This is a genomic window from Paenibacillus cellulosilyticus (assembly GCF_003182255.1).
Lineage (GTDB): Bacteria > Bacillota > Bacilli > Paenibacillales > Paenibacillaceae > Paenibacillus_T > Paenibacillus_T cellulosilyticus.
Window position 1 is genome coordinate 51,582 of sequence record NZ_QGTQ01000030.1, and the last position, 18,575, is coordinate 70,156.

Below are 18,575 nucleotides of genomic sequence, written 5' to 3' on the forward strand. Positions count from 1 at the left end.
AGCACTTACATCAATGATCAAATACACCATTTGTTTTATAAGACAAGGAAGTAAAGTACTACTGTTGAATCGCGAGAAAGCCAGCTGGATGGGGGCGTGGAACGGTGTTGGCGGTAAGCTCGAACCGAATGAAACGCCAAGGGAAGGTATTCTTCGGGAAGTGGCGGAGGAGACTGGGATTGTACTAGATTTGATCCAGTTCAAAGGCATCGTTACGTGGGTGGTCGATGGTGCAATGACGGGTGGAATGTACACCTATGTGGCGGAACTGCCTGAAGACTACACGTACGAAACGCCGATTAAGACGGACGAAGGTATCTTGGACTGGAAAGAGCTGCAGTGGATCTTGCATCCGAAGAACGTAGGTCTTGCTGCTAACATACCGGAAAGTCTAGAGAAGCTGTTATTCGATCCAGGTTGTTACGAATATCGGTGCTTCTATAGCGAAGGGAAACTGCTCAAACAGCAATTTCTGGCACTCGACGAGCAGGTGGAGTTCGAGGATGTCCATTCGGCCGTCGAGACAATGATAGCCGCTGGATCGATGAGCTGAAAGCAGCACATTTTGTAACAAGTAAAGAAAGGTGATCGATACGATAATAGTGATTTGGTTAATCGTAACGTTTATCGGCTACTATTTGTTATATTCAATCATTAAAGGGGCGATAAACAACTCCCGTATGGCACGGGATATAGGGGAGATCAAAGACCTGCTGAAAGCCCTGACGCAGGACAAAATCAATAGCTCCCCGCCACCGGTTCAGGACGAAGTAGAAGAGTTCCATGATTGGACCGATCTTAATTATTTGCAGCATGGCAGCATGCTGCAGGCCGAAGTTTTTCATTTGTTAAGGGCTCATAAGGTGTTCGACATTCTCCATGAATATGATCCCATTCTTGTCGGTACCGTGCCGATCTTCATTGAAATCCCATCCAGCGACTTGGACATTATTTGTAACGTGCAGCATTTCACAGCATTTGAACGAGTGGTTAAAGAACACTTTGAACATTACAGTGGATTTACCATTACGAGGCGTATCGTAGATGGGATAGAGCGGGTCAAGGCGAACTTCACGATTGAAGGGTGGCCAATTGAGCTCTTTGGTCAAAATAAACCGACACAAGAACAGAACGGTTTCGTTCATATGATCATTGAGGATCGGCTGCTCAATTTATTCGGAGAGCCTTTGCGGCAAGCCGTCATTGCTCGAAAGCTTGAAGGGATGAAGACTGAGCCTGCCTTCGCAAGCTTGCTTCAGCTCGAAGGCGATCCATATGCCGCTCTGCTTAAGCTCGCAGATTGGACCGATGAAGAGCTGAGGGACAAATTTACTGATCGGCTGCCTTGGAGCTAATAGCTAGAAGGGCGAGATATGCAGGAGTTGAATCGAACGTCACAACTTGGGATCGACTATAATGAAAGACGGTTTCGTACGGTCAGCAACACCGCGAATGGTGAAGTGAACGATGATACGGTCTTTCCTTATTTTCAGCAGGGGCGGACGGTTTGGGCAGAGTATTCAGGTGGCGGCATCTTGAAGGGGCATCTGATTGCAATCGTTGATGACACAGGTGCACTCGATATGAGGTATCATCACCACAATGAGCAGGGCGAATTAATGACTGGCATATGCAAGTCTACACCTGAGCTGCTATCGAATGGCAAGCTTCGCATGCATGAGCAATGGGAGTGGACTTGTAAGGATCGTTCTAGAGGACATTCGATCATTGAAGAAATATAAAAAATAGGCAGCAACCGATTGCCATACATAACGGAGGTGTTCGGTCGTTGAGCAATACACAAGTAAGATTAACGGTGTTCGTCGCGGCTTCCTTGTTCATAGCGTTGCTGTATCTGGTTATCTCACGTGTAGAGCATCACGAGACGTATAAGCATCTTAATCAGCATTTAGATGCCGCAGGAGTGCGGTTCCATCAAACGGAGGATGAAGTAGTTGCTAAGTTAGGTGAGGGAGAGTATATGGAAGGCTTCGGCGGGCATGGACGTGATTATAAGGATTACGGCATCCGAATCAGCATTCCTACGGATAAGAATAGCTTGATGTTCGGTCGTGTAGATGCGGTCGAGTGCTACGGATCGGATTGTTCTCTATATGGAATTAAGAAAGGTGATGCAATAAAGAAAGCGGAGGCTGCTTTCTTGGATCAGAATTATTCGGAAACCTTTGATCAAGGATACAGCTTTGAGAATGGCGAATACGTCATCCTGCTGCAAGGTTACGAGCAGGTAGAGTCATTCACAGTCTTTTTTCGAGATGAAGATTTGAGAAACCGAGACTATTAATAGACTGAATAAAGGAGGAACTTACACATGGCAATCGTTCGTGCTTATGAGCCAGCCGATCTGGCGGCTGTTGCAGATTTAATGGAGGATCTAGGGTATCCAACTACGGTTGATGAGATGCAGCGAAGGATGGATGTCATCGCATCCAATCCGTTCTATCATACGTTCGTTGCGGAGCAGGATGGACAAGTTGTTGGAATGATCGGCATTCGCATCTCGACTAACTATGAGGTGGATGATGTCGTAACGTATATTTCTGCGCTTGTCGTGAAGAAGGAGCTGCAGGGGCAGGGCATCGGCAAACAGCTTATCCATTATGTCGAGGACTGGTCAATTCGTAATGGTTCCAATATCTTGTACCTCACGAGTGGCATTAAGGAGGAACGGAAGGCTGCGCACGAAATGTATAAGAAGCTAGGGTTCGAGATTACAGGCTATCGGTTCGTGAAGAGGCATAAGTAAATCGCATCCAGATAGTGACAGTAAAGCTTCCGTATCTGATAATGAACCTATCGACTATTCGATCGATCAGGAGGTTGAGCAATCTATGCAGCTGAACACGATTGTACCTATTCTGCGCATGCTGGACGAAAGCAAGGCGAAGGAATTTTATATTGATTTTCTCGGATTCAAGATCGATTGGGAGCATCGGTTCGAGGCGGATTTTCCACTGTATATGCAGGTGTCGCGAGGGAAGATCCTCCTTCACATCAGTGAGCATTACGGCGACTGTCTCCCAGGCGCAGCGATTCGTATTGAAGTTGAAGGGATCGATGAACTGTATAAGGAGATTTCGGATAAAAAGTACAAATACGCGCGTCCAGGTCTGGAGAGCATGCCGTGGGGCAGCAGAGAGATTAGTATAACAGACCCGTTTGGCAATCGAATTATTCTCTACGAACCAATGACGGAGTGATTAGACATGGTCCTGTACCAGCAAGATCAGCTGACAGTAAGGCGATTAGAGCTTGATGACGCCCAGTTGCTGGTGCGTTGGTTGTCCGACCCGGTTGTACTCGAATTCTATGAAGGCAGGGACAGGCCGCATGATCATGCGCTCGTGATGGAGCACTTCTATCGAGGAGATGATGACGAAGAAGTTCGCTGTATCGTGGAATTCGAGGAAGAAGCGATCGGATATATTCAGTTCTATCCACTTGATGATGAGGATAGAGAGGAGTACGGCTACCAGGATGTCGTCGGTGACATCTATGGCATGGATCAATTCATCGGCGAGCCGAGGTTCTGGAATCGTGGAGTTGGTACGAAGTTGGTTCAAGCGACGGTGCAATATTTGTTCCGTGAGAAGGAAGCAGCAAAGGTCATCATGGATCCGCAAACATGGAATACGAGAGCACTGCGCGTGTATGACAAATGCCGGTTCAATCGCGTGAAGCTGCTCGAATCCCACGAATGGCACGAAGGCGAGATGAGGGATTGCTGGCTAATTGAGCGCAATCAGCCCCTAGATTCTTAATAGAAGAGGTGCAGCCGCGATGTATAACCGATTGAAGCGCTGGTCGTTTCTGGTGAACCTGGTCATTGCATTGATTTGCTTCTGGATTGTTCCGACTTATGTGTTTCACTCGCATCATTTTCTAACGTATGTTGCCATGTTTATCGTAGCGGTTATCATCTCTGACCTCATCTTGCACAAGGGCAAGCTGTGGAGACCGACTCGTCGCCGATAGGAGCTGTTTCGCACATGTTGGAAGTAACACTTATCCCGTATCATGACAAAAATATTTTGTCCCAGCTTATTCAGCTGTACCGCTATGATTCTAGTGAGTTCGATGGACATGCGCTCAATGAGCATGGGTTGTATATGTACAAATATCTGGACCATCAGTGGACGGACGAGTACCGTCGTCCTTGCTTATTCCGGATCAATGGCGAGATTGCGGGCTTCGCGCTTGTCATGCTTGATGTTCCCCGCAAGTTGGTCAAGCTCAGCGAGGCGGAGCGGACGAATGTAATTGGCGATTATTTCATTATGCGTAAGTTCAGAGGACAGGGCTACGGCAGGCAGGCTGCGTTCGAGTTGTTTGATCGGTTCCCCGGCACATGGGAATTGAGACAGACGAAGAGCAATTTACCGGCTAACTACTTCTGGAATCAAGTGCTTGAAGCGTACACAGGCGGCTCGTATGAGCAGCAAATGCTAGAGGATGAGCGGTGGCACGGGCCGGTGCAGGTGTTTCGGTCGCGTACGCTTGAACCAAACTAGAATGGTTGAGAGGCTTGGAATAGAGGAGGAAATCTGTATGGATCATACATTTAATCAGACTTGGCTGGCTGCGAAGTTCGAGGAGATCCGCCGCCGCTTGTTGAAAGCGATTTCGCAATTGAACGATGAACAGCTGAATTGGAGGCCGAGTGATGAAAGTCACAGCATCGCTACGCTGATCCGTCATATAATCGGCAACATGAAGGAGCGGGTGGAGAAAGGGATTTTGCTGCGGGATGTCGTGCGTGACCGTGCACTGGATTTCGTGCCAAATCCGCTTACGAAGGAAGAGCTGCTCTCGATCGTCGAGGAGCGTTTCGGGTTCCTCATCGAGACCGTTAAGGGACTCACAGAAGCAGACCTGGCTCGGACGCAGACCGTTCGGGCGAAAGAACGTACGAATCTGGATATGCTGCACCAATGCGCCGTCCACTACTCTGAGCATATGGGGCAAATCTTTTACATTGCAAAAATGTGTCTGAATGAATCGTACGCTTCAACCTCCATCTAATACAGAGTACAGCGTGCAATCTAGAACCCTTTAATAAGGGTTTTATTTAAAATAAGTATTCTGATATTTCTAAATACTCCGTCATTAGAATGCTGAAGAAATCAGAGAGAGACGAACAAGCAGGATCTTTAGGAGGGGAAAGCCATGAACTCGAAGGAACGCGAACGATTAGTCGTCATCGGTAACGGAATGGCGGGAATTAACACGGTGGAGAATATGTTGAAGCTCTCACCGAATGCTTATCAGATCACCGTATTCGGCAAGGAGCCCTACCCGAACTATAATCGTATTCAGTTATCATATGTACTTGAGAAGAGTAAAGCGGTTGAGGATATTATTCTTAACGATTGGGATTGGTACCGTGACAACGGGATCAACTTATTCACCGGCACTTCGGTCACAGCTATTGATACAATCGGCAAAAAGGTTATTGCAGACAATGGAATGGAAGTTCCTTACGATAAACTAATTATTGCGACAGGCTCGAAGCCTTTCATGCTGCCGGTTCCGGGAGTGGACAAGGAGGGCATCGTTGGCTTCCGGGATATCGCCGACTGCGAGCTTATGCTTCGTACCGCGAATGAATATAAGAAGGCGGCCGTTATCGGCGGAGGTCTGCTTGGGCTGGAAGCGGCGAAAGGTCTGCTGAAGCTGGGCATGGACGTTACCGTTGTTCACATCTTCGAGGATTTGATGGAGCGGCAGCTGGATCATACCGCTTCTCATATGCTGCAAGTTGAGCTGGAAAGCCAAGGCTTGAAATTCGCAACGGGCAGGAAAACGGTTGAGTTCCTCGGAACGAACCGTGTATCGGGGCTGAAGTTCAGCGATGGTACGGTGCTTGAAGCAGAGTTCGTCGTGATGGCAGCGGGTATTCAGCCGAACGTACAAGTGGCCAAAGCGGCCGGAATTGAAGTGAACCGCGGCATCGTCGTGGACGATTACATGCGTACGTCCGTACCGGATGTATTCGCAGTAGGCGAATGTAACGAACATCGCGGTATATGTTATGGCTTAGTAGCTCCGCTCTTCGAGCAAGGGGCAGTGCTTGCCAAATATTTGGTCGGAGCAGAGGTTAAGCCCTATGAAGGTACGATTGTCTCCACGCAGTTGAAGATTTCGGGCGTTGACGTGTTCTCTGCCGGGGAGTTCCAGGACGCCGCTGACCTTACGGTCGTACGGATGCATGATGAATGGCGGCGCGTTTATAAGAAAATCCTGCTTCGCGAGGGGAGAATCGTCGGAGGCGTGTTGGTCGGCGACGGGAAAGAGGCTACACGGCTGCAGCAATGGATCCGCACAGGCACTGTCATGACCGAGGAGATCCATGGAAGGCTTATGGGCGCGGTCGCAGCAGAAACCGGCAACACAGTGGCGGAGCTAAGAGACGAAGAGATTGTATGCGGCTGTAACGGAGTCACGAAGAAACACATCGTTGATGCGATCAACGAGCATGGACTGACAACAGTCGAGGAAATCAAAGTCACGACAGGGGCATCGCGTTCCTGCGGCGGTTGTCGTCCGGTCGTCGAACAAATCCTGCAATATGTGCTCGGCGACAAGTACGACTCGGCTGCTGCGAAGAAGGAAGGCATCTGCGGCTGCACGACGCTGAGCAGGGACGAGGTTGTAAGAAATATTCAGGAGAAGGGCCTCATTACTTCGAAAGAGGTTCGATATGCGCTCGGCTGGACCAACGAAGAGGGATGCTCGAAGTGCCGTCCCGCGATCAATTATTACTTGGGGATGGTATGGCCCAAAGAGCATGAGGATGAACGGGATGCACGCTTCGTTAACGAACGGATGCACGCGAACATCCAGAAGGACGGAACATTCGGCGTCGTTCCGCGGATGTATGGCGGCGTCACAACGCCGGAAGATCTTCAGCTTATTGCGAACGTCGCGGTTAAGTACAACGTTAAGCTCGTCAAGGTAACGGGCGGTCAACGGCTTGACCTGCTCGGAATCAATCGAGATGACTTGCCGAAGGTATGGGAAGAGCTGGGGATGCCTTCGGGATATGCCTACGCCAAAGCGCTGCGCACCGTGAAAACATGTGTCGGCTCGCAGTTCTGCCGCTTCGGGACGAAGGATTCGATGGGAATGGGCATTCTGCTGGAGAAGAAGTTCGAACGACTCGACATGCCGGCGAAATTCAAGATGGCGGTCAACGGCTGTCCGCGTAACTGTGCTGAATCCTCGACCAAGGATCTTGGCATCGTTGGCAACGAAGGCGCATGGGAGATTTATGTTGGTGGTAACGGCGGCATCAAATCGAGACTTGCTGAGCTGCTGTGCAAGGTCACGACGGATGAAGAGCTTCTGGAGATCGCATCCGCTTTCATGCAGTATTATCGGGAGACGGGCAAGTACCTGGAACGGACGTCGGATTGGATCGAACGGATCGGAATGAAGACGGTCATCCAGACTGTGGTGGAGGACAAGGAGCAGCGCAAACAGCTCGCCGAGCGAATGGAGCTTGCACTAGGTCAGGTGAAAGAGCCGTGGAAAGATATTCTGGACAATCCGAAGCTGCGTGAACGTCTGTTCGAGAGCGGCCAAGGCGCGGCCCAGCCTGTCGACAACAAAGACTACCATTACTATTCGGTTGGAACACTGGATCAGTATCAAGAGCGGTTAGGCCGAGTTGTTCAGCTGGAAGAGCAAGAGATTGCCGTATTCCGAACTTCGGAAGGCAATGTATATGCGCTTGAGAACAGAAGCCCAGGACCTCGTGGCGGTACGATCGTGGAAGGCATCGTATCGGGCGACATCTTGTTTGATCCGATCTGCGATTGGAGAATTGGCCTGTCGGACGGTCAAGTGCTTGCTCCGGATAAAGGTCAGGTTCGGACATACCCTGTTCGGGTGACAGACGGCGAAGTGTTCGTCGGGATTCGCGAAGGCGTAGTGAATTAAGTTGTTGTAGGAGTTCAGGAAGAGTACAAGGAACCGCGAGCGCTCGTTGCTCGCGGTTTTTTGTTGGTTAGGAGACGGTATTTTCTTGAGCTTGCCGTAGATGAACTACAGCTTCATAAAAACTGCGAATAGAGATTAGCTATCATCTATTTACTTCATCACGTCTATTTGTTATAGTGTATATATAACAGATAGACTGAATGCTACAGTACGCATGATTAGGATCGGCTAGGAAATGTGGATGTCCGAGGTTATAGTCGGATGGATGCCCGTTGGAATGGCGATACTGCTTGGACAGAGGAATCCGATCGGTCTTATATCTAGCTAACGTTCTAGTTTAATGATGACTCATTATTGGGAGGTTTACTTTATGGATTTGAAATTGCTGTTACCCCTTATTATTCTGCAAGCATTGCTGCTTATCATTGCGCTCGTTGACATCATCCGCCGAGATAGCAGCCGCATTCGTGGTCCGAAGGTGATATGGGTGCTGGTCAGCATCTTCATTCAGATGTTTGGTCCGCTCGCTTATCTGATCTTTGGTCGGAAAAAGTATTAAGCCACCGCGATTAATCAACGATTGGGAGCGATAAAGTGTCTATTCTCGAATGCAATAAACTCGCCAAAACGTTCGGTGATGTGCAATCGCTGAAGGATGTTTCCTTCGCGATTGAAGGCAAGGGCTGTATCGGCTTCCTTGGCGCCAATGGAGCGGGCAAGACGACGACCATTCGAATTATTACCGGTCTAGCAAAGCCGACTTCAGGCACGGTTAAAGTTGTTGGCTATGATGTTATGAAGGATGCGCTGCATATTCGGAAGGAGATTGGTTACTGTCCGCAGGCGCCAGCCTTCTACAACGATATGACAGCGGAGCAGTGGATGCATTGGGTCGGGAAGATCTTCAAGCTGGGGAAGAAGGAGATTGCCGCCCGAACGGAGGAGCTGCTGAAGCTGTGCGGGATTTGGGAGGCACGGCATCGGGCGATCGGCGGCTTCAGCGGAGGCATGAAGCAGCGTCTTGGCATCGCGCAAGCGCTCATCAATCGACCGAAGCTGCTTGTGCTTGATGAGCCGGTATCGGCGCTTGATCCGATGGGGCGCTACGATGTGCTCAAGCTCATCGAGAAGCTGAAGTCGGACATGACGATCTTCATGTCGACGCATATTCTAGACGATGTGGAGCGGGTAGCCGATCACATTGTCATTATCGATAAGGGCTCGGTGCTGCTGTCCCAGCCGATGGATGAGCTGAAGAGCAGCTACAAGGAGTCGATGATCCATTTGACCATCGAGCCGACGACAGTGGATCTTGTAAGTATTTTGCAAACAGAGCCTGTGTTCAAGAAGATCCATCACGAGGGGAACAGCTTCACCATCGAGTGTGGAGATATCGGGGCTGCCAATGAGAAGCTGCCGCAATTGCTCGTCAGTCATGGTATCCGATTTACGAACTATCGGGTGGCAGAGGCGAATTTGGAGCAAATTTTCATGAAGGTGGTTCAATCATGATCGGTTTCATGCCTATGTTGTCGAAGGAGCTCCGAGAGCTTGGAAGCAGTTTGAAGATCCTCTATATTCCCATCGTGTTCACACTCCTGACGATTATGCAGCCGGTTACGTTGAAGATGCTGCCAACGCTACTCAAGGATGCATCTAATCTGCCTGAGGGGACGATTATACAAATTCCGGACCCGTCCGTTATCGACGTAATGGGATCGCTGCTGCCTAAGTTCGGCTCGCTCGGCAGTATTATTATCATTCTGATCATTATGGGGGAGATTGCTGGAGAACGGGCATCGGGCGTTATGGCGATGGTGTTTGCGAAGCCGATCAGCTATGTCGGGTATTTTGCAGCCAAGTTGATTGCAGGCTCCTTGCTCGTCATTGTCAGTCTCTTCGCAGGCATGATCATCTCCTCCTATTATACTGAGATCATGTTCGACAAGGTCGACTGGCTTGATGCGATGTTAGGGACGCTGCTGTACGTACCGTACATTCTGATGACGGTTGCGATTACGCTGTGCTGCTCTGCTTTTATGAAAAGCCAGGTTGGAGCGGGTGGCGTTGCGTTCGTGTTGTATCTGGTGCTTACGATGGTGCCGCAGTATCTGGGGAGCTTCTTTCGTAAGGTATCGCCCAGCCACCTAGTGGATACGGCAAGTAATGTCATTATGGGCGTGGCGGATACGCACATCGTGGCGCCGCTTGTCGGTACATTGGTGCTCTGCTCGGTATTCATTGCAGCGGGTATGCTGTTGTTAAGGCGGCAAGAGGTATAGAGGAAAATAAGATATAAGCGGTTGCAGATATAGCAGCAGCAACGATTTCGATTGAACGTACACTTTTAGGCGCATGCTGGAGCAGCGAGTCATTACGATACTGCCGACTTCACGCCAGCCAATCAACTAGAGGTGTAAAGTTCAAGGGATCGTTTGCTGCTGTTTCTTGTTCTTGTTCACAAACTATTGGATATATAATGGGGGGCTAATCGAGAAAATTGTATGCTTATAGAAAAATACATGTTGAGCACTAGAAGAGCTCTACTTTATGCTAAGGCAACAGGGACTCCGGAGGTCGTTATACCTGTAATACTTCGCCTAAAGGGAGATGAATGATGACATGAAGCACAAATTAAAAGCGTTGTCATTTTTACTTGTTTTGTCAATGCTCATAACGGTTTCAACGGCGTATGCAGCGGTGATCGCTCACGATCAAGTTGTAGGCTTTGCCGAAGTAACTCCTGTTACGACTGCACAAATTGCTGCCAAAACGTTTCAACCGACCTTGAAGGTTACAAACGGATGCGTACCTTTCCCTGCAGTAGACGCTCAAGGAAATACAAGCGGAGGCTTAAGCCCTTCCGGAGGATCGAGTGCCAGCTGCGATTCCAGTACGGGACAGGTCTACTCGCGTGCAGCATGGTATAACGGCGTGTACGGCATTATGTATGCATGGTATATGCCCAAAGATTCGCCTTCTTCGGGATTGGGTCACAGACATGATTGGGAAGCGGCCGTCATTTGGATTGATAATCCTGCAGCTGCAAATCCTCAAATATTATCAATTGCTTATTCTCAGCACGGAGACTTCCTTAACGCTGCGCCGAGCAGTTCAAACACAAGCGGAACACATGCCAAGCTGGAATACAAGAGCGTTTGGCCTGTCAACCACGCGCTGTATTCAACTAGTGAAAGCGGCGGAACTCAACCGCTGATCGATTGGGACGATTTAACTTCTGCCGCTAGGGATGCGCTGAATACAACGGATTTCGGTGATGCGAACGTTCCGATGAAAGACTCCAATTTCACGAGCAATTTGGCGAATGCTTGGTACCAGTAACATTCAAGCGACCTGCTTATACAAGCAGGTTGCTTTTTTTATTGTAACTGCTTGTTCGTTCGAGGCACCGACAGCTCTTTGATTACGATTATATCGATTGGAGACTTGAAGAGCAGGGGAGAAACGATGAACGGTTCGTTTTTTTTCTAGGGACTAGCAGGACGAATTCCCTTTATAATCAAGGAAAGATAGGCCGAATCTGGAGCATTACATGATGCTAGGAAACATGTATATTGCTTGTTTTGCAAGCGCTTTCGTATGATTCAGTTGCGACCACAAGTTAAGCGCTTCAACGTTGAGACGCGGCAGTGGCGCAATCGAAAAAAGTGAGGTGTTACGAACCGATGAAAGCGTTTCGAAAAGGGGTAATGCAATGGTTTCTCGTGTGCATGGTTTTCGCTTTGGTTTTGGTGGGCTGCAGCAGCGGTGATAACAGCAAATCGGAGGAAAGCGGTGAATCGGCCGTAAGCAAAGGAGCCGATACGAATGTGGTGGAGAAGCCGAAGGAACGAGTTAAGCTGCGCGTGGAAGTTTTCGATCGGGGCAACGCTCCGGAAGGTGTTACCGTTACGAATAACGAGATGATCGCATATATTCAGAAAAACTTCGGTGATCCGAACAATATTGACCTCGAATTTGTGCCTGTGCCGCGTACCGATGAGATTAACCAGTTGAGCGTGCTCATGGCTGCGGGAACGGCTCCGGATGTCAGCTTCACGTATAACTCTGGCGCTGTCTATAATTGGGCGAAGCAAGGCGGTTTGACGGATTTGACGCAATTGCTGAGCGAGAATGGTCCACAGCTGCAGTCTTATATCGGTGACGCGATGAATTACGGAGTCTTCGATGATAAACAATATGCAGTCGTGGCGCGGCGCGTCAATCTGGAGAAGTACACGAGCATTATTCGTCAGGATTGGCTCGATAAAGCACAATTGCCAGTGCCGAAGACGACGGAAGAAACATACAACACGCTTAAGAAATTCAAAGAGATGAACCTTGGCGGTAATCGTACGTTCCCGTTATCCTTCGCGCTGACTCCGGACTCCTACGAGCCTATCATCTGGTCGTTCATCAAGGAGCAATCCGACGAGGCGAGATACTTGCGCTCCGTTACGATCGGCTCGCGGGAATATCCGATCTTGGCAGACGGCCATAAGGACGGCGTACGTTTCTTGAACAAGCTGTACAATGAAGGGTTGATCGATCCCGACTTTGCACTGGACAAAGACAAGAAGAAAAAGGAAGAGAACTTCGTCAACGGATATACCGGCATTATGACTTCGGACGTTACGCAGTATTACTTTGGCGGAGAGGAATCGCAAGTCAACCAGCTCGAGAAGAATGTGCCCGGTTCGAGCGTGACGCCGCTCTTGCCATGGACGGATTTCGAAGGAAAGACGCGTCAGCCGGCATACACGCCAAGCGGAATGTACATCATAGTGCCGTCTTTCAGTAAACGTTCTACTGAAGCAATCAAGTACTTGAACTGGCTGGCGCAAGACGAAGTGATTCAATACATGTCATTCGGCGAAGAAGGCGTACATCATGATGTCGTTGATGGCTTCCCGGTGCGTAACGGCAGTGATGCAGATAAGAAGCTTCTGTTCAACACGGGTGATATGTTAGTCATTACGAATGGCATCGACTTCGGCTCAGCAGAGCGGAATCTCGCGTACAACGGTCTTGTTATCGATGAGAAGCACCGGGATGCGGCGATGGCTAATCGCAAAATGTCCAGCCAAGACGCGGTACGGCAGCCGATCGCGTTCGATAAACCGCTCGATTCGGAAGCGAAGAATTCAACCATCATGCTGGAGAAGTACGAGGAATTATTGGTGAAAGCGATGATGGCGAAGCCGGATCAATTCGACACGGTTTACGACGCAGCGCTCAAGGATTTCATGAGCTCTGCGGGTAACGAGGTTATCGCGGAACGAACGGCGGCTTACGAAGCGATGAACAAATAAGAAAAAGTCAGCTGCAATACAAGGGGCCTCCCTCTTGTATTGCAGCTATAAGAGGGGGAGACCCATGCGCGCCATTCACTACTTGCAACGCTACTGGCAGCTCTACATTATGCTTCTGCCTGTAATCGCTTACTTCTTTGTGTTCAAATACATGCCGTTGTACGGTGTGACTATTGCGTTCAAGGAATACAACCCGTTCAAAGGAGTCAATGCAAGCGAGTGGATCGGACTTGACGTATTCCGTAATATTTTCGCCATGGAAGACTTCTATACCGCTTTACGAAATACATTCCTGTTGAACGGCCTGGATTTCGTCTTCGGATTTCCCGCGCCTATATTTCTGGCAATTTGTTTGAATGAACTAAAGTTCGCCTCTTTTAAACGGCTCTCTCAGACGCTGCTGTATTTGCCTCACTTTATCTCGTGGGTCATCATCGGCGGCATCATGTATCAGCTGTTTGCTACCAACTACGGCATCATTAATCTGCTGCTTGCTAAGATTGGTATCGCCAAAATCCCGTTCCTCTCGGATTCGAGCTATTGGTTAGTGACGTATACGAGCGTCGGTATCTGGCAAAGCATCGGCTGGGGCAGCATCATCTACCTCGCAGCGATGACGGGTATTAATAAGGAATTGTACGATGCGGCAGACGTCGACGGTGCGAGCCGACTGCGCCGCATCTGGCATATAACGATCCCTGGGATTCGGTCGACGATCATCGTGCTGATGATTCTGAAAATCGGGGATATGGTCGACATCGGCTTTGACCGCCCCTATATTATAGGGAACGTCATGGTGCGTGATGTCTCGGACGTGCTGAGCACGTTCATTTATCGCGTCGGGCTTCAGAATTCCCAGTATTCGACCGCGACAGCGGTTGGCTTGTTCCAGGCTGTGGTCGGACTTGCCTTTGTCTTGACGGCGAACTACGTCTCGAAGAAGACGACCGACGAAAGCATTATTTGAGGAGGCGAACGATAGCATGATAAGAAATCGGAGAACGACATGGTTTGATGTCATCAACCTCGTCATTATCACTTGCTGCGTACTCCTCTGTCTAGCGCCGTTCGTGCACATTGTATCCGTCTCGTTCAGCTCGGGCAGCGCGATCACGGCGGGAAAGGTGTTTTTGTTCCCGATCCAATTCACGACGGAAGCGTATTCCAGCGTATTCAATGATAAGTCGATGCTCCGCGCTCTCGGATTCACGATACTATTGACGGTCGGCTTTACGCTGCTGGCGATGCTCATGACAACGCTCGCGGCTTTCCCGCTGTCGAACGGCAAGCTGAAGGGGCGTAAAGCGGTGATGTTGTTCATTGTGTTCACTATGTTCTTCAGCGGGGGATTAATACCTGAATATTTGCTAATCAAGTCACTAGGACTGCTTGATAAGATGTCGGTACTCATCTTGCCAGGGCTTATTAGTCCGTTCTCCATGATTATTATGGTCACCTTCTTACGTACGACGATTCCTGAAACCCTGCACGAGGCGGCCGAGATCGATGGATGTACGCATTTTGGCAAGCTGTTTCGAATTGTGCTGCCGCTTTCGCTGCCTGTAATCGCGACGTTGGCGCTATTTTACGCCGTTGGGCGATGGAATGGTTTCCGCGATGCATTGTTTTATGTTCACGATCAGAATTTGTTTCCGCTCCAGTTGAAACTGTATCAGATGGTGGTGAACAACATGATTTCGGATATTACCGCGATTGAAGGCGCAGAGATGAAAAAGACGATTTCCGAAAGCTTGAAGGCGGCGAGCATCATGTTCGCCACAGTGCCGATTCTAATCGTGTATCCGTGGCTGCAGCGGTACTTCGTCAGCGGGATGACGCTTGGCTCGGTCAAGGAGTAGGAGGCTACGGTTCGCATGAAAAAAACATGGTTCAAGAAAACGGTGTTTTCGTATCTGCCTTCCCTGTACGTGACGATCGCCGTCATCGTGTTTTTGGCGATTTTCATTATCAACGAGGTTTCGCTTAAGGAAGCGGAACGCACGAATCGGTATTCCACGGAAAGCGTTATTCATACCGTCGAGAACCATCTGAAGTCTATCGAGCAGCGTGTCATCAATCAAATGCAGCTCGGCGAAGGTTGGGATGAGTTTTTCCGGTACGAAGGCAGCGAGTCGAGCAAATTGCGGATGCTGAACTATGAGGCGCTGAAACGGGTTCGGTATCTTATCCTTGACGATGCGGCGATCCAATCGATCTACTTGTATCGTCTTCGGGATAATATGATCTTGGCGGAAAGCCGATTCGAATCGGCGCAGACATTCGGAGACCGGGATTTCTTGTTCCATGAGTGGTCGCAGCGGGCATTCGCCGACCGGACGTGGTCGGATGTTCGCTTGTACAATGATAATATGAACGACAACGAAGATCATCCTGGCTACCGTGTCATCTCCTTCAGTCAGAAAGCGCGGCTGCCGATGGGTGGGGAAGGTCTTGTTGTCATCAATGTGTCGGTTGATGCTCTAATAAGCCAAATTAAGGATATTATCGATCCGCACGTATCGTACCTGCACATTCTTGATGGGACGGGACAACTTGTCTTCTCGTCCACTGCCGACAATATCGAAGAACGCATGGTGATGAACCGACTTCATTCAAGCGTTAACAATTGGGAATTCGTAAGCGGCCTTCAAACTGGCGTTGCATTCAGTTGGATGCAGTTTATCTCGCGAATCTGGATCGTGCTTGGCATCGCGACGATTGTGTTCAGTCTGGCGTATACGCTGTTCATCACGAAGCGGAATTATCGGCCGATTGAACAGCTTGTACAGCTCATACAGTCCCGTTCGGATACACGTGCGGTGGCAGGCAAAGGGGTGGCGAATGATGAATTCGCTTTCATTCAGAAAGCGATTGACCGTCTGATTGACGAGAACGCGCTGCACGAGGCGCAGGTGCAGGAGACGCAGTTGAATCGGCGTAAGCAGGCGTTCGCAACATTGCTGGAATCCGACGAGCCGCTGCACTTGGAAGAATGGAACCGGACGCTGCTCAGGCTGGATCTGCCGCAGACGTTCGAGGATGGTATCGCGTTCGTCATCGAGATCGATCATTATCAGGCGTTCGAACGGAAATATCCCTCGCGGTCGGATCAAAACTTGATGAAGTTCTCGATTGCCAACGTGCTGCAAGAGTTCGTGTCAACGTGCGGCGGCAAGACTTGGTCGGAGTGGAATCGGAAAAATCGGATGACCGTCGTGTACCTCCAGGCACCCGCTGAGACGCGCCCGCCGATCGCGGCGACATTGGATTCGTTCCGGTCGTGGGTCGGAAGCCACCTCGGATTTACGGTGACGATCGGGGTCGGTACCCCGGCGAATCAGTGGGAGGCGCTGCGGACGTCGTATCGGCACGCGATATTCGCGCTGCAGTACAAGCTGTCTCTCGGATACGATCGCGTGCTGTTCTTCAGGGACGCGCCGAAGCAGCGAGGTCCGAAGACGCATGGCTATTACGGAGAGATGAATCGGATCGCCCAGGAGCTTCGATTAGCCAAGCAGGATTGGAGCAGAACCGTCGAGCGCTTGTTCGATGACATGAGAGAGGGCGACTTCTCCGATGACGAAATTTTGCATCTGTTCGAATACTTCAAGAGCGGCTTGAATCAGGCGATGGAGGAACTTCCTCACGAGCTGTCTTCGTTTTGGAAGGGAAGCTTGCTGCCTGAATGGCATCGTGCGATCGAGCGGGAATCGATGGACGAAATCGCCGCCGCGATCGTCGAGATCTGTCAGCAGGCGCAGCACAGCGTCGCCGAGCTGGTTAAAACGAAGAGCAGTGCGCAGACGATCCATCAAATACGTGAATACGTCGAGGCGAATTATTGGAGTTCGGAGCTCTGCTTGACGCATCTGAGCGACAAATTCAACATCAACAGCAAATATGTGAGCCAGCTCTTCAAGGAGCATACCGGCGTTAACTTCGCGGACTATTTGCTCACGCTTCGCATGGAGCGTGCCAAGCAGTTGTTGGCAAGCACCGATCGGCCGATCAATGACATCGCGTCGCTGGTCGGCTATGACCTGCCGCTTTCATTCGGCAGGACGTTCAAGAAAAGCGTCGGCATGACGCCAAGCGACTATCGCAAGCATATGCAGTCCGCCGTGAAGCTGCATCCGGTTGGCAGTGACGCAGAGAGTGAAGGGAATCATGAATGTCTACGAGAAGCTCATCGACAATAAAGATCGCTGGACGAACCGGCTTCGGGCGTTATAGATTGAGTCACCGGGGGCAGAACAACGGCGGTATCACAAAATGATACGGTCAAGCTAACGAGCAGCGTGGATAGGCGTTTCGTGGCGCCGCTTGTCGGAACAATAGTGCGATGTATGGCGTTCTTCACAACAGAGTTGCTGATGTTACGATGGCAGGAGGGGGCTAGAGGAAGGTAAGAGATAACGGTTGCAGATGAAGCAGCAGCAACGATTTCCCGTGTACATGCACGAGTGGGCGCGCGCCTACATACAATGTAGAACCGACTTCAAAGCGCGCTGGGAGAGGCGAGTCATTTCGACACGGATCGCTTCACGCCGGCCTACCAACATGGGGGTGTACGGTTCATGGGATTGTTCGCTGCTGTTGCCTTGTTCATTAAGCAGCTGTCGCTGCTCGTCTCTTATGTCAAAAATAATGCGTTTCCGCAGCCGCTTCATGAGGAAGATGAATTGAAGCATCTTCAGCTCATGGCCGAGGGAAACCAGCACTCGCGCAATTTACTGATCGAGCATAACCTTCGCTTGGTTGCGCATATCGTAAAAAAGTTCGATAACACCGGAGAGGATCTCGAGGATCTGATCTCCATCGGCACGATCGGCCTCATCAAGGCGATCGAGAGCTTCCAGCAAGGCAAAGGCACGAAGCTCGCGACATTCGCCGCGCGGTGTATCGAGAACGAAATACTTATGCATCTGCGTTCGTTGAAAAAGACCAAGAAAGATGTCTCCCTGCATGACCCGATTGGAACGGACAAAGAGGGCAACGAAATTACGTTGATCGATATCCTCGGCTCTGAAGCTGACGATGTGGTCGAGAAGGTACAGCTGAAGATCGAGAAGAGCAAGATTTATCGGAACCTCGACATATTGGATGATCGTGAGAAGGAAGTCGTCGTGGGAAGATTTGGGTTGGAGCATGGTGGGGAAGAGCGGACGCAGCGGGAGATCGCGAAGGAGCTGGGGATCTCACGGAGCTATGTTTCAAGGATAGAGAAGCGGGCGCTTATGAAGCTGTATCATGAGTTTTATAAGGTGAAGAAGTGATAAATTATTTGAACAAAACTAAGAC

The 18,575-nt window shown here is 50.0% G+C and carries 20 protein-coding genes; all 20 read left to right on the forward strand.

What is annotated here, in order from left to right:
- Positions 1 to 13: 13 nt before the first annotated feature.
- Positions 14 to 553 (forward strand): NUDIX hydrolase, encoded by a 540-nt coding sequence (locus DFQ01_RS25355; RefSeq protein WP_110046747.1) that lies wholly within the window; start codon positions 14 to 16, stop codon positions 551 to 553.
- 49 nt (positions 554 to 602) lie between these two features.
- Positions 603 to 1,355, forward strand: coding sequence for a DUF4269 domain-containing protein (locus tag DFQ01_RS25360; protein ID WP_245946882.1), 753 nt, complete (start codon positions 603 to 605; stop codon positions 1,353 to 1,355).
- Positions 1,356 to 1,373: 18 nt separating this feature from the next.
- Positions 1,374 to 1,742: an avidin-fold protein gene (locus DFQ01_RS25365; protein ID WP_110046748.1), complete on the forward strand. Its 369-nt coding sequence runs from the start codon at positions 1,374 to 1,376 to the stop codon at positions 1,740 to 1,742.
- Between the two features lie 47 nt (positions 1,743 to 1,789).
- Complete coding sequence (locus DFQ01_RS25370; RefSeq protein ID WP_110046749.1) at positions 1,790 to 2,305, forward strand: hypothetical protein; 516 nt, start codon at positions 1,790 to 1,792, stop codon at positions 2,303 to 2,305.
- Positions 2,306 to 2,332: 27 nt separating this feature from the next.
- Positions 2,333 to 2,767: a GNAT family N-acetyltransferase gene (locus DFQ01_RS25375; RefSeq protein WP_110046750.1), complete on the forward strand. Its 435-nt coding sequence runs from the start codon at positions 2,333 to 2,335 to the stop codon at positions 2,765 to 2,767.
- A gap of 85 nt (positions 2,768 to 2,852) precedes the next feature.
- Positions 2,853 to 3,221, forward strand: coding sequence for a glyoxalase superfamily protein (locus DFQ01_RS25380; protein ID WP_110046751.1), 369 nt, complete (start codon positions 2,853 to 2,855; stop codon positions 3,219 to 3,221).
- A 6-nt stretch (positions 3,222 to 3,227) separates the two neighbouring features.
- A complete protein-coding gene (locus DFQ01_RS25385) occupies positions 3,228 to 3,782 on the forward strand; it encodes a GNAT family N-acetyltransferase (protein WP_110046752.1) in 555 nt (184 codons plus the stop codon).
- Between the two features lie 19 nt (positions 3,783 to 3,801).
- Positions 3,802 to 3,996 carry a hypothetical protein gene (locus DFQ01_RS25390; RefSeq protein WP_110046753.1) on the forward strand — a complete coding sequence of 65 codons (195 nt, stop codon included), beginning with the start codon at positions 3,802 to 3,804 and terminating at the stop codon, positions 3,994 to 3,996.
- 14 nt (positions 3,997 to 4,010) lie between these two features.
- Positions 4,011 to 4,532: a GNAT family N-acetyltransferase gene (locus DFQ01_RS25395; protein WP_110046754.1), complete on the forward strand. Its 522-nt coding sequence runs from the start codon at positions 4,011 to 4,013 to the stop codon at positions 4,530 to 4,532.
- 37 nt (positions 4,533 to 4,569) lie between these two features.
- Entirely contained in the window at positions 4,570 to 5,043 is a 474-nt protein-coding gene (locus tag DFQ01_RS25400; RefSeq protein ID WP_110046755.1) for a DUF1572 family protein, read from the forward strand.
- A 144-nt stretch (positions 5,044 to 5,187) separates the two neighbouring features.
- Positions 5,188 to 7,962: a nitrite reductase large subunit NirB gene (gene nirB / locus DFQ01_RS25405; RefSeq protein WP_174812619.1), complete on the forward strand. Its 2,775-nt coding sequence runs from the start codon at positions 5,188 to 5,190 to the stop codon at positions 7,960 to 7,962.
- Positions 7,963 to 8,332: 370 nt separating this feature from the next.
- Positions 8,333 to 8,521 (forward strand): PLD nuclease N-terminal domain-containing protein, encoded by a 189-nt coding sequence (locus DFQ01_RS25410; protein WP_110046756.1) that lies wholly within the window; start codon positions 8,333 to 8,335, stop codon positions 8,519 to 8,521.
- 35 nt (positions 8,522 to 8,556) lie between these two features.
- The gene (locus DFQ01_RS25415; protein WP_110046757.1) at positions 8,557 to 9,474 is read left to right on the forward strand and encodes an ABC transporter ATP-binding protein; all 918 of its coding nucleotides are present in this window, start codon (positions 8,557 to 8,559) and stop codon (positions 9,472 to 9,474) included.
- Complete coding sequence (locus DFQ01_RS25420) at positions 9,471 to 10,244, forward strand: ABC transporter permease (protein WP_110046758.1); 774 nt, start codon at positions 9,471 to 9,473, stop codon at positions 10,242 to 10,244. Before DFQ01_RS25415 ends, DFQ01_RS25420 begins: the two co-directional genes overlap by 4 nt.
- A 340-nt stretch (positions 10,245 to 10,584) precedes the next feature.
- Positions 10,585 to 11,304, forward strand: coding sequence for an NPP1 family protein (locus DFQ01_RS25425; RefSeq protein WP_110046772.1), 720 nt, complete (start codon positions 10,585 to 10,587; stop codon positions 11,302 to 11,304).
- 344 nt (positions 11,305 to 11,648) lie between these two features.
- Entirely contained in the window at positions 11,649 to 13,274 is a 1,626-nt protein-coding gene (locus tag DFQ01_RS25430) for an extracellular solute-binding protein (RefSeq protein ID WP_110046759.1), read from the forward strand.
- A 64-nt stretch (positions 13,275 to 13,338) separates the two neighbouring features.
- Positions 13,339 to 14,241: an ABC transporter permease gene (locus tag DFQ01_RS25435; protein WP_110046760.1), complete on the forward strand. Its 903-nt coding sequence runs from the start codon at positions 13,339 to 13,341 to the stop codon at positions 14,239 to 14,241.
- A gap of 16 nt (positions 14,242 to 14,257) precedes the next feature.
- Positions 14,258 to 15,133, forward strand: coding sequence for a carbohydrate ABC transporter permease (locus tag DFQ01_RS25440; RefSeq protein ID WP_110046761.1), 876 nt, complete (start codon positions 14,258 to 14,260; stop codon positions 15,131 to 15,133).
- Positions 15,134 to 15,148: 15 nt separating this feature from the next.
- Positions 15,149 to 17,473: a helix-turn-helix domain-containing protein gene (locus DFQ01_RS25445; protein ID WP_110046762.1), complete on the forward strand. Its 2,325-nt coding sequence runs from the start codon at positions 15,149 to 15,151 to the stop codon at positions 17,471 to 17,473.
- Positions 17,474 to 17,851: 378 nt separating this feature from the next.
- The gene (gene sigK, locus DFQ01_RS25450; protein ID WP_110046763.1) at positions 17,852 to 18,550 is read left to right on the forward strand and encodes an RNA polymerase sporulation sigma factor SigK; all 699 of its coding nucleotides are present in this window, start codon (positions 17,852 to 17,854) and stop codon (positions 18,548 to 18,550) included.
- Positions 18,551 to 18,575 lie beyond the last annotated feature (25 nt).